This window comes from Enterobacter sp. UPMP2060 (assembly GCF_053709655.1).
In genome coordinates, this window is record NZ_JBSKJQ010000011.1 from 35,068 (window position 1) to 49,126 (window position 14,059).

The 14,059-nt window shown below is 56.6% G+C and carries 12 protein-coding genes; 5 read left to right on the forward strand and 7 right to left on the reverse strand.

The features are described from left to right. Positions 1 to 81: 81 nt before the first annotated feature. From acs to actP, 3 genes are all read left to right on the forward strand, one after another. Positions 82 to 2,040: an acetate--CoA ligase gene (acs, locus tag ACWKXN_RS18300; RefSeq protein ID WP_048976116.1), complete on the forward strand. Its 1,959-nt coding sequence runs from the start codon at positions 82 to 84 to the stop codon at positions 2,038 to 2,040. Between the two features lie 135 nt (positions 2,041 to 2,175). Next, on the forward strand, positions 2,176 to 2,490 hold the full coding sequence (locus tag ACWKXN_RS18305) for a DUF485 domain-containing protein (protein ID WP_023310065.1): 315 nt from the start codon (positions 2,176 to 2,178) through the stop codon (positions 2,488 to 2,490). Then, the gene (actP, locus tag ACWKXN_RS18310) at positions 2,487 to 4,136 is read left to right on the forward strand and encodes a cation/acetate symporter ActP (RefSeq protein WP_454544118.1); all 1,650 of its coding nucleotides are present in this window, start codon (positions 2,487 to 2,489) and stop codon (positions 4,134 to 4,136) included. The genes ACWKXN_RS18305 and actP overlap by 4 nt, the downstream gene beginning before the upstream one ends. Before the next feature lie 32 nt (positions 4,137 to 4,168). On the opposite strand, the gene ACWKXN_RS18315 is transcribed toward actP, so the two are convergent. Together ACWKXN_RS18315 and ACWKXN_RS18320 are read right to left on the reverse strand one after the other, a co-directional pair. After that, a complete protein-coding gene (locus ACWKXN_RS18315) occupies positions 4,169 to 4,858 on the reverse strand; it encodes an LrgB family protein (RefSeq protein ID WP_023310063.1) in 690 nt (229 codons plus the stop codon). Then, positions 4,851 to 5,261: a CidA/LrgA family protein gene (locus ACWKXN_RS18320; protein WP_021242769.1), complete on the reverse strand. Its 411-nt coding sequence runs from the start codon at positions 5,259 to 5,261 to the stop codon at positions 4,851 to 4,853. The genes ACWKXN_RS18315 and ACWKXN_RS18320 overlap by 8 nt, the downstream gene beginning before the upstream one ends. A gap of 102 nt (positions 5,262 to 5,363) precedes the next feature. Here ACWKXN_RS18320 and ACWKXN_RS18325 point away from each other — a divergent pair, with 102 nt between their 5' ends. Continuing rightward, positions 5,364 to 6,251: a LysR family transcriptional regulator gene (locus tag ACWKXN_RS18325; protein ID WP_454544119.1), complete on the forward strand. Its 888-nt coding sequence runs from the start codon at positions 5,364 to 5,366 to the stop codon at positions 6,249 to 6,251. Positions 6,252 to 6,759: 508 nt separating this feature from the next. Here ACWKXN_RS18325 and ACWKXN_RS18330 read toward each other — a convergent pair. From ACWKXN_RS18330 to soxR, 4 genes are all read right to left on the reverse strand, one after another. Further along, on the reverse strand, positions 6,760 to 8,406 hold the full coding sequence (locus tag ACWKXN_RS18330; RefSeq protein WP_033144417.1) for a Na+/H+ antiporter: 1,647 nt from the start codon (positions 8,404 to 8,406) through the stop codon (positions 6,760 to 6,762). A 150-nt stretch (positions 8,407 to 8,556) separates the two neighbouring features. After that, positions 8,557 to 9,906: a guanine/hypoxanthine transporter GhxP gene (gene ghxP / locus ACWKXN_RS18335; RefSeq protein WP_023310059.1), complete on the reverse strand. Its 1,350-nt coding sequence runs from the start codon at positions 9,904 to 9,906 to the stop codon at positions 8,557 to 8,559. A 294-nt stretch (positions 9,907 to 10,200) separates the two neighbouring features. Next, entirely contained in the window at positions 10,201 to 10,872 is a 672-nt protein-coding gene (locus ACWKXN_RS18340; RefSeq protein ID WP_454544120.1) for a glutathione S-transferase family protein, read from the reverse strand. A 293-nt stretch (positions 10,873 to 11,165) separates the two neighbouring features. After that, positions 11,166 to 11,624, reverse strand: coding sequence for a redox-sensitive transcriptional activator SoxR (gene soxR, locus ACWKXN_RS18345; RefSeq protein ID WP_014882155.1), 459 nt, complete (start codon positions 11,622 to 11,624; stop codon positions 11,166 to 11,168). 98 nt (positions 11,625 to 11,722) lie between these two features. Here soxR and soxS point away from each other — a divergent pair, with 98 nt between their 5' ends. After that, positions 11,723 to 12,049 carry a superoxide response transcriptional regulator SoxS gene (gene soxS / locus ACWKXN_RS18350; protein WP_013095071.1) on the forward strand — a complete coding sequence of 109 codons (327 nt, stop codon included), beginning with the start codon at positions 11,723 to 11,725 and terminating at the stop codon, positions 12,047 to 12,049. A gap of 6 nt (positions 12,050 to 12,055) precedes the next feature. Here soxS and ACWKXN_RS18355 read toward each other — a convergent pair whose 3' ends face one another. Beyond that, complete coding sequence (locus tag ACWKXN_RS18355) at positions 12,056 to 13,621, reverse strand: EAL domain-containing protein (protein ID WP_454544121.1); 1,566 nt, start codon at positions 13,619 to 13,621, stop codon at positions 12,056 to 12,058. Positions 13,622 to 14,059 lie beyond the last annotated feature (438 nt).

A 14,059-nucleotide genomic window follows, 5' to 3' on the forward strand; every position in this document is an offset into this window, starting at 1 on the left:
ATAATAAACAAAGCTTGTAAAGCCCCTACAATTAACGTTTTTGCGACATATTATTAACATCTTACAAGGAGAAAAAAAGCCATGAGCCAAATACATAAACACGACATTCCCGCAAATATTGCGGACCGTTGCCTGATCACCCCGGAGCAGTACCACGAGAAATATCAGCAATCTATCACCGCCCCGGACACCTTCTGGGGTGAGCAGGGCCATATCCTTGACTGGATCAAACCTTATCAGAAGGTGAAGAACACCTCCTTTGCGCCCGGCAATGTCTCCATTAAATGGTATGAAGATGGCACCCTGAACCTGGCGGCGAACTGCCTCGATCGTCACCTCGCCGAGCGCGGGAACGAGACGGCCATCATCTGGGAAGGCGATGATGCCTCGCAAAGCAAACACATTACCTACAAAGAGCTGCACCGCGACGTGTGCCGCTTCGCCAACGTCCTGCTGGAAAAGGGCATTAAAAAAGGCGATGTAGTCGCTATTTATATGCCGATGGTGCCGGAAGCTGCGGTGGCCATGCTGGCCTGCGCGCGTATCGGCGCGATCCACTCGGTCATTTTCGGCGGGTTCTCGCCGGAGGCGGTAGCGGGCCGTATTGTCGATTCCAGTTCAAAACTGGTGATCACCGCCGATGAAGGCGTGCGCGCCGGACGCGGTATCCCACTGAAGAAAAACGTCGACGAAGCGCTGAAAAACCCGAATGTCAAAACGGTCAGTAACGTCATCGTCCTTAAGCGTACCGGCGGCAAAATCGACTGGACCGAGGGGCGCGACCTGTGGTGGAGCGACCTGATTGAGAACGCGAGCGACCAGCATCAGCCGGAAGAGATGAACGCCGAAGATCCGCTGTTCATTCTTTACACCTCCGGCTCCACCGGTAAGCCGAAAGGCGTCCTGCACACCACCGGCGGCTATCTGGTCTATGCGGCCACCACCTTCAAATACGTCTTCGACTACCATCCGGGCGACATCTACTGGTGTACCGCCGACGTGGGCTGGGTTACCGGACACAGCTATCTGCTGTACGGCCCGCTGGCCTGTGGCGCAACAACGCTGATGTTTGAGGGCGTACCAAACTGGCCGACCCCGGCGCGTATGTGTCAGGTGGTCGACAAACACCAGGTCAACATTCTCTACACCGCGCCAACGGCGATCCGCGCACTGATGGCGGAAGGCGATAAAGCCATCGAAGGCACTGACCGATCTTCATTGCGCATCCTCGGTTCCGTGGGTGAGCCAATCAACCCGGAAGCCTGGGAGTGGTACTGGAAGAAAATCGGCAACGAAAAATGCCCGGTGATGGACACCTGGTGGCAGACCGAAACCGGCGGCTTCATGATCACTCCGATGCCGGGCGCCACGCAGCTGAAGGCCGGTTCCGCAACCCGTCCGTTCTTCGGCGTGCAGCCTGCGCTGGTGGATAACGAAGGCAACCCGCTGGAAGGCGCCACCGAAGGCAACCTGGTGATCACAGATTCCTGGCCGGGTCAGGCGCGTACCCTGTTCGGCGATCACGATCGCTTCGAGCAGACCTACTTCTCGACCTTTAAAAACATGTACTTCAGCGGCGACGGCGCGCGTCGTGACGAAGATGGCTATTACTGGATAACCGGGCGCGTGGACGACGTGCTGAACGTCTCCGGCCACCGTCTGGGCACCGCTGAGATTGAATCGGCGCTGGTGTCGCATCCGAAGATTGCCGAAGCGGCAGTTGTGGGCATTCCGCATAACATCAAAGGCCAGGCGATTTACGCCTATGTCACTCTGAACCACGGTGAAGAACCGTCGCCTGAGCTCTACGCTGAGGTGCGCAACTGGGTGCGTAAAGAGATTGGCCCGCTGGCGACGCCGGACGTGCTGCACTGGACCGACTCGCTGCCGAAAACCCGTTCCGGCAAAATTATGCGTCGTATCTTGCGCAAAATCGCGGCTGGAGACACCAGCAACCTCGGTGATACCTCAACGCTCGCGGATCCTGGCGTGGTGGAAAAACTGCTCGAAGAGAAGCAGGCCATCGCGATGCCTTCCTAGTGTTTTCTCCCTCTCCCTGTGGGAGAGGGCTGGGGTGAGGGCATCAGACCGCACCTTCCTCCCCTCACCCTAACCCTCTCCCCAAAAGGGAGAGGGGACTAAAAACAAACCTACCTTACCTTTGGAGACTCTGTGATGAATAACGATATTTGTCAGCAGATAGAGAATAGTGCGCACTACAGGGAGCTCGTCGATAAGCGGCAACGGTTTGCCTTCATCCTTTCCATCATCATGCTGGTTATCTACGTCGGCTTTATTCTGCTGATCGCCTTTGCCCCGCACTGGCTGGGCACCCCGCTGCACGAGGGGACCAGCGTGACGCGAGGTATTCCGATTGGCATTGGCGTGATTGTGATTTCATTCCTGCTGACCGGCGTCTACGTCTGGCGCGCGAACGGTGAGTTCGATCGACTTAATAAAGCGGTACTGCAAGAGGTAAAAGCATCATGAAGAGAGTTCTGACGGCGCTCGCCGCCACGCTTCCCTTTGCCGCCCACGCGGCGGATGCCATTACCGGCGAGGTCCAGCGCCAGCCAACCAACTGGCAGGCCATTGTGATGTTCCTGATTTTCGTCCTGCTGACGCTGTACATCACCTACTGGGCGTCGAAACGCGTGCGCTCCCGTAACGATTACTACACCGCTGGCGGCAACATTACCGGCTTCCAGAACGGGCTGGCAATTGCGGGTGACTTTATGTCCGCCGCCTCTTTCCTCGGGATCTCCGCGCTGGTGTACACCTCCGGCTATGACGGCCTGATTTATTCCCTCGGCTTCCTCGTCGGCTGGCCGATCATCCTGTTCCTGATTGCCGAACGCCTGCGTAACCTGGGCCGCTATACCTTCGCTGACGTGGCCTCCTATCGCCTGAAGCAGGGGCCGATTCGCACCCTCTCCGCCTGCGGTTCGCTGGTGGTGGTGGCGCTGTACCTGATTGCGCAGATGGTCGGTGCGGGTAAATTGATCGAACTGCTGTTCGGCCTGAACTACCACGTCGCGGTGGTGCTGGTTGGCGTGCTGATGGTGATGTACGTCCTGTTCGGCGGCATGCTGGCAACCACCTGGGTGCAGATCATCAAAGCCGTCCTGCTGCTGTTCGGCGCCAGCTTTATGGCCTTTATGGTGATGAAGCACGTCGGATTCAGCTTCAATAACCTGTTCACCGAAGCGATGGCGGTCCACCCGAAAGGGGAAGCGATCATGAGCCCGGGCGGGCTGGTGAAAGACCCGATATCTGCGCTCTCGCTTGGTCTCGGCCTGATGTTCGGTACCGCGGGCCTGCCGCATATCCTGATGCGCTTCTTCACCGTGAGCGATGCGCGTGAAGCGCGCAAGAGCGTCTTCTACGCCACCGGTTTCATGGGTTACTTCTATATCCTGACCTTTATCATCGGCTTTGGCGCGATCATGCTGGTGGGGGCGAACCCGGCGTTTAAAGACGCGGCGGGCGCGCTGATTGGCGGTAACAACATGGCGGCGGTGCACCTGGCGGACGCGGTGGGCGGTAACCTGTTCCTCGGCTTTATCTCCGCCGTGGCCTTCGCCACCATTCTTGCGGTAGTTGCTGGGCTGACGCTCGCCGGCGCGTCTGCGGTGTCGCATGACCTCTACGCCAACGTTATCCGCAAAGGCGCGAGCGAGCGCGACGAGCTGAAGGTCTCGAAAATCACCGTGCTGGTGCTGGGCATCGTGGCGATTCTGTTAGGCATTCTGTTTGAGAAGCAGAACATCGCGTTTATGGTGGGGCTGGCCTTCTCGATTGCGGCAAGCTGTAACTTCCCGATCATCCTGCTCTCCATGTACTGGTCGAAGCTGACCACGCGCGGCGCGATGATTGGCGGCTGGCTGGGGCTGCTGACGGCGGTGATCCTGATGATTCTGGGCCCGACCATCTGGGTGCAGATCCTCGGTCACGCAAGCGCTATCTTCCCGTATGAATACCCGGCGCTGTTCTCGATCGCCGTGGCGTTTATCGGCATCTGGTTCTTCTCGGCCACCGACAATTCGCCGGAGGGTAATCTGGAGCGTGAGAAATTCCGCGCCCAGTTTATCCGCTCACAAACCGGCCTGGGCGTTGAGCAGGGCCGCGCGCACTAAGCCTTTCTCCCCGGTCATTCTGGCCGGGGAGCTTAAAACATCACCCACGCCACCAGCGGCGCAATCAGCACCATCACTACGCCTGAGAGCATCATTACCAGGCTTGCGACAACGCCCTCCTGCTGCCCCAGCTCATACGAACGTGCCGTGCCCGCCCCGTGCGACGCCGCGCCAAACCCCGCGCCTTTCGCCATCCCTTCCCGGATAGAAAGCCGCAGAAAGAGCATATCGCCGACGGCCATCCCAAAGACGCCCGTCACCACCACAAACAGCGCCACCAGATCCGGCTGCCCGCCGAGCGGTTTAGCGGCCGCCAGCGCAAACGGCGTGGTTACCGAACGCACCGCCAGGCTGCGCTGAATTTCATCGGGCAGCGTAAACAGCCGCGCCAGCCAGACGGAGCTGCACACCGCCACCACCGTGGCGGTGATGACGCCCGCGCTGAGCGACATCCAGTGGCGTTTGATAATCGCCAGGTTGTCGTAAACGGGGACGGCAAAAGCGATGGTCGCCGGGCCGAGCAGCCACAGCAGCCAGTGGGATTCGCCAATGTAGTTTTGCCAGGAGATGTGGCCGAAGACCAGCATCAACACCAGCAGGATCGGCGTGAAGACCAGCGGCATCAGCGGCAGGGCGTGAAAGCGGCGATACAGCCGCTTGTTGGCAAAGTAGATCGCCAGCGTCGCAATCAGGCACAGGACGCTGATCTGAAAATTAGTCATGTTTGTGCCTGCTGATTTCAAAGCGATACACTTTATCCACCACCCAGGCGGTTGCGCCCAGCACCATCAGCGTACTCAGCGCGATAACCGCAAAGATTCGCCAGCCGTCCACCATCAGCAGCTGCGCATAGTTCACCACCGCCACCACCGCCGGAACAAAGAACAGCAGCATCTCCGCCAGCAGCCAGCGCGCCCCGGCGCGCACCCAGTTAAGGGGGATCACGCGGCACAGAATAAGCGTCAGCATTAGCAGCATCCCGACAAGATTGGCGGGCAGCGGCAGATGCAGCCAGCCGACAAGATATTCCGCGAAAACAAACAGTCCCGCGTAGAGCAGTACCTGCACCGGGACCTGGAGTCGTTGCACAACGGCAGGCGTAACACGGCTTAACGCCACGGCCATGGGGGTTTTCCTCAAAAATGAGACGAGGCGCCAGTATAGAGAGCGCACGGTATGGACTGAAATGAATTAAAATCATCAAAGGTATAGTTTCGAGGAATAATCATGGACATAAGAACGCTGCGCTATTTTGTCGAAGTGGTTCGTCAGCAAAGTTTTACCCGCGCAGCGGAGAAGTTGTTTGTTACCCAGCCCACCATCAGCAAGATGCTGAAAAACCTCGAAGATGAACTGAACTGTACCCTGCTGATCCGCGACGGGCGCAAGCTGCTGCTGACCGACACCGGACGCGTGGTATTCGAACGCGGGCTGGCGATTCTGGCGGAGTTTCGCCAGCTGGAAGCAGAGCTGGGCGATATCAATCATCTGAAGAAAGGAGTGCTTCGCCTCGGCATTCCGCCCATGGTGGGGATGATGATGGCCGGGCCGATTAGCCTGTTTCGCCAGCGTTATCCCGGCGTTGAGCTGAAGATTTCGGAGTTTGGTGGGTTAACCGTCCAGCAGGCCGTCACCAACGGCGAGCTCGACGTGGCAATGACCGCCCTTCCCGTTGAGGAAGAGAGCAGTCTGGCGACGCTTCCGCTCTTTAGCCACCCGCTGTGCGTGCTGGTTCCCCGCTCCGGCGACTGGCTGAAGTTGGACTCGGTGAGACCTGAACTGCTCGGCGAGCACCCTCTGCTGATCTACAACGAAGACTTCGCCCTCAGCCGCCAGCTAATGACGCTGTTTAACCAGCATAACGTTAAGCCGCGCATAGCGGTGCGCAGCGGACAGTGGGATTTCCTGGCGGCGATGGTGCAGGCCGGCGTGGGGATTGCCATTCTGCCGCAGCCAATTTGCGAGCGGCTGGATAAAAACACGCTGCGCTGGATCCCGCTGGAGAGCGACCTGCACTGGCAGCTGGGGATGATCTGGCGTGAAGGGGTGTATTTATCGCAGAGCGCGCAGGCGTGGCTGCAGTGTTGTGAGGGGTTTTGGGTGCCCTCACCCTAACCCTCTCCCACAGGGCTGAGGAATCCCCAGTAATTTTTTACCTGAAGCGATGAACGCTTCTTTGCAAAATTAATGACTTACAGCGACACCCTGGTCCGGCTGTAAATCGCCGAAGCGTTTCCGTAAGGCCGGGGCGAGGCGCAGGGATGCGCCGAGAGGGCGTGGCCTGCAGGGATGCAGGCTCATGCCCGACCCGATAGCCTGAAGGAATAAGCTGAGGGCACCGCGAAGCGGCGATTTACCGCCGGGAGCCCGGGTCGCCAGGGTGGTGGCGATTGAGCCACCCTGGCACGTTCACCGGTCATGTCGTTACAGAGTAGCAAGGAACATAAAGTGAACGGAATGACCTCCACAGCCGTATGTTCCCCCTCACCCCAGCCCTCTCCCTCAAGGGAGAGGGGGTCGTCCGTGCAGGCATTATTTTGTGGGAAACCCTCAGCCCACAAGGAGAGGGAACCGATCGAGCACGCAGGCCCGGTAAGCGCAACGCCACCGGGCAAAAACAGCGCTACTGATTCTCTATCAACAGCGCTTCCAGCAGGTCCAGATCGTGCAGCAGCTTTTGCAGCGTTTCGTTGCTGATCTGGCGCGTGGCGCGCAGATGGTACAGCTCGGCGCGCTCTGAGCGCAGCGCCGCCAGGCGGAACCGGCGCTCCAGGTTTTCCTCCTGCAGCGAGCTTTCCACATCGTTACGCCCGTCCGCGCGGCGGCGCAGGTTACCAATCACGCGGGAACTGACTTCCGTCAGCAGCTGATTGTCGATGTTCTCTTCCGCATCCGCGGCCAGACGCTCTTCCATTTTCTGAATCGCGACAATTGCCACTTCGGCGGTGGCCGCCCGGGCAATACGCTCCTCTTTATGCTGCTGGGTCGAATCACCGGCATCAATATGCTGGAGTAAAATCGGCAGCATAATCACGCCGACAAACAGGGAGAACAGAATCACGCCCGCCGCCAGGAAGACCAGCTCGTAGCGCGCCGGGAAGACGTCGCCCGTGGGCAGCAGCAGCGGAATGGAGAGCACACCGGCAAGGGTGATCGCCCCGCGTACGCCCGCAAAAGAGGCGATCAGCAGCTCACGCGTTGTCCACGAGCCGAACTCCATCGGCTTTTTCTTCAGGAAACGTACGCTGAAGTTTTTCATCGTCCACAGCCAGCCGAAACGCACCAGCATCAGCGCCATGTAGATCAGCACGATGTCGGTAAACAGCATCCAGACCTCAACGTTCGGATCGGCCTCCGCCGCCACCAGCGAGGATTCCATAATGCCCGGCAGCTGCAGGCCCAACAGCAGGAACACCATGCCGTTAAAGACAAATTCCAGCATGGCCCAGGTGCTGTTGGCACGCAGACGCATGGCCAGCGGCGCGCGGCGCATTACGCCGGAACGGGTGATGGTCATCCCTGCCGCAACCGCAGCCAGAATGCCCGACACGCCGATATGTTCGGCAATCAGATAAGAGGCAAACGGCAGCAGAAACAGCAGTACGATCTGCGTTGCGGGTTCATCGCCGCCCCAGCGGCTGAGGAAGCGCAATGAGCGGCCGTACAGCCAGCTCACCACGAAGCCCGCCAGAATACCGCCAATCGCCACCTTGAAGAATTCCAGGGTTGCGCCGCCGATGGTAAAGACCATCGTGCCCATCGCAACGGCCACGGCAAACTTCAGGGCGACCAGGCCGGAGGCGTCGTTCATCAGCGCCTCACCCTGTAAAATCCCCATGATTTTCTTCGGAATACGGCCTTCACCCACAATGCCGGACAACGCCACGGCATCGGTTGGCGACAGCACGGCGGCCAGCGCAAAAGCCGGTATTAATGGAATACCCGGTACCGCCCAGTAGATCAGAAAACCAATCCCGACGACGGTGACCACCACCAGCGCCAGCGCCAGGCCGAAGATCTCGCGCCCGTGCTCAAGGAATTCGCGGGTGGGCGTTTTCCAGCCATCGGCAAACAGCAGCGGCGGAATAAACAGCACGAGGAACAGTTCGGGGTCAAATTCCACGTGCAGGCCAAACGTCGGCCACGCCAGCAGCGCGCCGATGGCAATTTGCATTAATGGCAGGGGGACCTGAAAGGGCAGTACGCGTGTAACCACCCCGGATAGCGAGACCACAAGGGTCATGATGAGTATTGTGAAGAAGATTTCCATGCGTTCCCTGTTTGCTGTGTTGCTTATGTACTCCGGAAGGCGTCGTGCCTTTTATTCTATCTTCTCCAGAGTAACGCAAAAGGCAACAGGATGAGTCCTGAAAATAAAAACGGGCGGCCTGAGCCACCCGTTTTCGCATCAATGGACAACTTAGATTGCCCAGCCGCCCGCGTAGAACGCTACCAGCGCAACGGCGATAATCACGGTGCCGACGTTCAGCTTGCGCCATTCACCGGAGACCAGACGACCAATCACCAGCGACGCGAAGCCGATCATAATGCCGGTCACGATGTTACAGGTCAGGACGATAAAGACCGCGGTAATCAGGCCAGACATCGCGTCCACGAAGTCCGCAAAGTCGATTTTCGCCACGTTGCTCAGCATCAGCAGGCCAACGTACATCAGCGCTGGCGCGGTCGCATACGCCGGAACCAGATAGGAGAGCGGAGAGAGGAACAGGATCAGCATGAACAGCACGCCGACGGTGATCGCCGTCAGGCCGGTTTTACCGCCTGCCGCCGTACCCGCTGCGGACTCGATGTAGACCGCCGCAGGCGCCGCGCCCACCAGACCAGAGAAGACGCTGCTCAGGGAGTCGGTAGTCAGCGCTTTGCCGCCGTCAATAATCTGACCGTCTTTATCCAGCAGGTTCGCCTGACCGGCCACCGCACGAATGGTACCGGTCGCGTCAAACACGGCGGTCATGACCAGCGCCAGCACGCTTGGCAGGATCACCGGGTTCAGCGCGCCAACGATATCCAGGCTGCCAATCAGGGAGTTGCCTTTGTCATCGCTCAGCGACGGCATGGCGAAGATACCGGAGAAGTGTACGGTTGGATCGAAAATCAGGCCGACAATAGAAACGCCGATAATGGTCAGCAGAATGCCGCCAGGCACCTTCAGTTTTTCCAGACCGATAATCACCGCCAGACCGATCAGCGACATGATCACCGGGAAGCTGGCGAAGTGGCCCAGAGCTACCGGCAGACCGTCCAGCGGGTTCTTTATGACCAGACCGACGCCGTTGGCGGCGATCAGCAACAGGAACAGGCCGATACCGATGCCGGTACCGTGCGCCACGCCCTGCGGCAGGTTGCGCAAAATCCAGCTACGGATGCCGGTCGCTGAAATCACGGTAAACAGCACACCCATCAGGAACACGGCACCCAGCGCAACCGGTACGCTGATGTGCTGACCCAGCACCAGGCTGAACGCGGTAAACGCGGTCAGAGAGATGGCGCAACCAATCGCCAGCGGCAGGTTCGCCCACAGACCCATCACGATGGAGCCCACGCCGGCCACAAGACAGGTCGCCACAAAGACAGCCGCTGGCGGGAAGCCTGCTTTGCCCAGCATGCCCGGCACAACGATGACGGAATAAACCATCGCCAGAAACGTTGTCAAACCGGCAACAATTTCCTGGCGCACGGTGCTGCCGCGGGCCGAAATTTTAAACATGGCGTCAAGTGAACCGCCAGTACGCGCAGATGGCGTAGACATAGAAAACATCCCCTGAGAGTTTTTTAGGAAGTCCGTAAGCGAGGTGGAGACGCCACTGCCAGCTGAACGTCAAATCCTTGTGTTGCGTTTGTGACGAAAGGGCGTCACAAAAAAAGCAAACGTTTAGCTCCGCGCTTACAAACGGGTGGTCAAATTAAGGCAAACGATTATCTAGCGTAATCCCCGCCCTTTTCAACTGAACTTTATCGTTTTTCGCTAAAATTCCCTTATGACGCTGAAGAAATAAACAGAGGATGCGCAAACGTTATCGTCTATGCGCAATTTGTTTACATTTCAGTCCTCGCCCGGGATAGATAACGGTCCCCCCTGTTCCAGGGTTCTTTGCCAGCCTGGGGTGTTCTCAACTTTTGTCTTCCACGCCTGAATATGCGGCAGATTAGCGATACCGCCGCGCGCCAGCAGCGCAAAGATCGGGAAGCTCATCTGGATATCGGCCATGCTGAGCGAATCCCCGGCAAACCAGCTGTTTTCGGCAAGATGTGACTCAATAAAGCGCGCATGGGTTTCCAGTTGACGGTTGAGATACGCTTTCTGCACCCCCTGCCCCAGCGCTTTGCCCAGGGTTCTGATACCAAACGGCACCGGCGGCTTGCCGAGGCTGTTGAAGACCAGCTTCATTAGCAGCAGCGGCATCAGCGATCCTTCGGCGTAATGCAGCCAGAAGCGGTATTGCACCTTATGCGCCGGATCTAAAGGCTTAAGGCGCGACCCGGCATCGTATGTTTCCTGCAGATATTCCAGAATGGCGCCAGACTCCGCAAGGATCAGCCCGTTATCTTCGATGACCGGCGATTTGCCCAACGGATGCACCTTTTTGAGAGCCTCCGGCGCCAGCATGTTCTTTTCGCGCTGGTAGTGGACGATCTCATAAGGCAGGCCGAGTTCTTCCAGCGCCCAGATCGCGCGGTGCGAGCGCGACTGGTTAAGGTGGTGTACCGTGAGCATGGCTTTCTCCTGTTATTCATACTTTTTAACTATAGAAAATTGAACAACACCGCGAAAAAAATTCGTCTAAAAAACGGTCGGTGAGGCTGGCGAAAAAACGGGTCTTGCATAGAATTAAAGTGTCAGCACAATCCGGAACCTCCCCAACCAGCTCGACACTGAGGGGTGCTGATGTCGGGGGAAACCCTCCCGTGAACCAGCGGGATAGAGTGAAAGACAAAGACCGGGAAAAACTAAAGCGCCCTTATGTGGCGCTTTAGTTCTTTATTATGCTTTTTGCCGGCCGCACAATCTCATTCCTCTTCCAGCAACCGCGCCCCCGTCCCCTGCTCGCCCAGCCTGTCGCCGGGGTTACGCAACGGACAATCGCTACGCGACAGGCAGCCGCAGCCGATGCAGCCATCCAGCTCGTCACGCAGCGCGACCAGCGTATGAATACGCCTGTCCAGCTCTTCACGCCACTGGGACGACAGCTCTTTCCACTCTTTCGGGCTAAGCGTATGCCCTTCCGGCAGCACGCCAAACGCCTCGCCGATCGTGGCCAGGGGAATTCCGATTCGTTGCGCAATTTTGATAATCGCCACGTAGCGGAGCACGTCGCGGGTATAGCGACGCTGGTTGCCCCCGTTGCGGATGCTTTTAATTAACCCTTTGCTTTCATAGAAGTGGAGCGCGGATACCGCAACGCCGCTTCGCTTCGCCACTTCACCGGGGGTTAACAGCGCTTTAATTCGCGGCAATCTCTTTTCCATAAAACCTCTTTACCTCAAGTTAACTTGAGGAATTATACTCACCCGCAGAGAAAACGACGAATTAACCGAGATAGTTGTATCTACAGAGGGGCAACCTTATGTCGCATCAGCAGATTATTCAGACGCTTATTGAATGGATTGATGAACATATCGACCAACCGTTGAACATTGATGTGGTCGCTAAAAAGTCGGGCTATTCGAAATGGTATTTACAGAGAATGTTCCGCACGGTCATGCATCAGACGCTGGGTGAGTACATTCGCCAGCGCAGACTGCTGCTGGCGGCGCAGGCGCTACGCTCAACGCAGCGGCCCATTTTTGATATCGCGATGGACCTTGGCTATGTGTCGCAACAAACCTTTTCCCGCGTGTTTCGCCGCGAGTTTGACCGCACGCCGAGCGACTATCGCCACCAGTTGAATTAATCACCCTCAGTGCAAAGGCTGCTGCTGCCAGGTCATAAATTCCTGGGGCGGCATCGCTTTCGCGAAGTGCCATCCCTGACAAAACTGGACGCCGCGCTTCAACAGCCAGCTCACCTGCTCTGCCGTCTCTACCCCTTCCGCAATGGTTTTCAGCCGCAGGCTTTGCGCCATCTCGATAATATGCTCGGCGATCAGGTGGCTGGTACTGTTGGTCGTTAAGGTATCGATAAACGATTTATCGATTTTCAGAATATCCACGTTCAGCGAGTAGAGGTTGTGCAGGTTCGAGTAGCCGGTACCGAAATCATCGATCGCGACTTCATAACCCGCCTGACGGAAAGCCTGAATCACCGGGGTGGTTTTTAGCACATCGATAAAACCGCGTTCCGTCACTTCTATTTTGATTTGCTGCGCACGGACGGCGTAGTGGCGGGCCTTGTCGGAAATCATGGCGATCAGCCGCGAAGAGTGGAAATCCGTGGCCGACAGGTTAATCGAAATATAGAGATGCGGATGCTCGGCCAGGAAATGGCCCAGATCGTTGAACACCTCCTCAACGACATAGTCCGTAATCCGCTCGCTCATTCCCTCATTTTCCGCCAGCGGGATAAACTCAGCCGGGCTCATTACCTGCCCGTTAAAGCCAGGCCAGCGTAACAGCGCCTCCGCGCCCACGCACTGGTTATTCTTAATATCAATAATCGGCTGATAGTGAACGCAAAGCTGTCGTTTGTTCAGCGCCCGGTGCAGTAAGCGCCCCGGCGAATTGAGCTCACGATGGGTACGCGACCATACCAGCAAAATAATAATGCTGCAGATCATGCCCAGCGGTAGCGTCAACGTCGCCTGGTGATAAAGCGTTTCATAAAAGCGTTTATTTGATGTCGAGACAATGGCCGCAATCGGTCTTTTGGGAGATGTTACGATCGTATAAAAGCGGTTATCTTTTTGAAATACCGATTCCTTATCCCGAATCATCGAATTTAATAAAGAAACATTGGCTTTCTGGCTGACGGAAAAGAAAGCATTGGTTACCGTGTCGTACACACCCCAGGAGAGAGAATGATCCGCGGACATGACTTCGCTGTATGAAAGCGGATTGACGACCACCACATAATTTCCGCGCTGCATATATGTCATTTTATAGCCAGTATAAAATGGGGTATCGCGATAATAATAGATAGCGACGTCAGGTTTGCGCGTGTAATTAGCGACAGGAATGGCGTAGGGGTGATCCGGTGTAAAAACGGTCGAACAAAGAAAATTCTGACCTTCAGCGTAAATTAAATCGGCGACAAACAGGCGACCACGAACAACGTTCAGCATATATTGACGGTGTCCCGGCGTGCAAAGCTCGCCCTGATATTTTACCGCCTCGTCCCTGGCAAGCTCAACCTGTTGAATAACCAGCTCTGTTTTGTCTAAAGCCAGTTCAGCAAATGTGCGTAGCTGGGCGCTTGTTTCAGACACGGCACGCAGTTGGGCAAACCATAGCGCAAGCATCACCGGCAGCATAACTACCATGATGATCCCTACCACCCTGAGCATTTTGCGCCGCGCGCTACGATTCATTTCCCGCCCTATATCCCTGCATGTTGTACGCCTGTAGTACTTAAGGCCGGATGCTTTGTTAAACAGGTGATTACGTTGCATGAATCATGCGAAGTTAGCAACTGACTTTTAGTATTAAAAATCTTAAATTTCGTTATGCCGATAATATTTTCCCGTAAGTTAAACTGTAAGTATTCGTTCCGTTTCAATTAAGGAAAATAATTATCCAGCCCGTCAGGCAGACGGGAAGATAACACAACAGACAATCGTTGATTAAGCCAAACGTCTGACAGCATGAAAAAAGTACAACTTCATCAGGACATTTTATGCTATTTGCTCTGAGGCATTGTGTTCGTTGATTTATAAATAGTCAGCCTACACCACAATATTTTGAGTATTGGCGGAGAATAACGCCCCTCTTATAAAAACCGAATTTGCGCTATCCCCACTTGCCCGAAG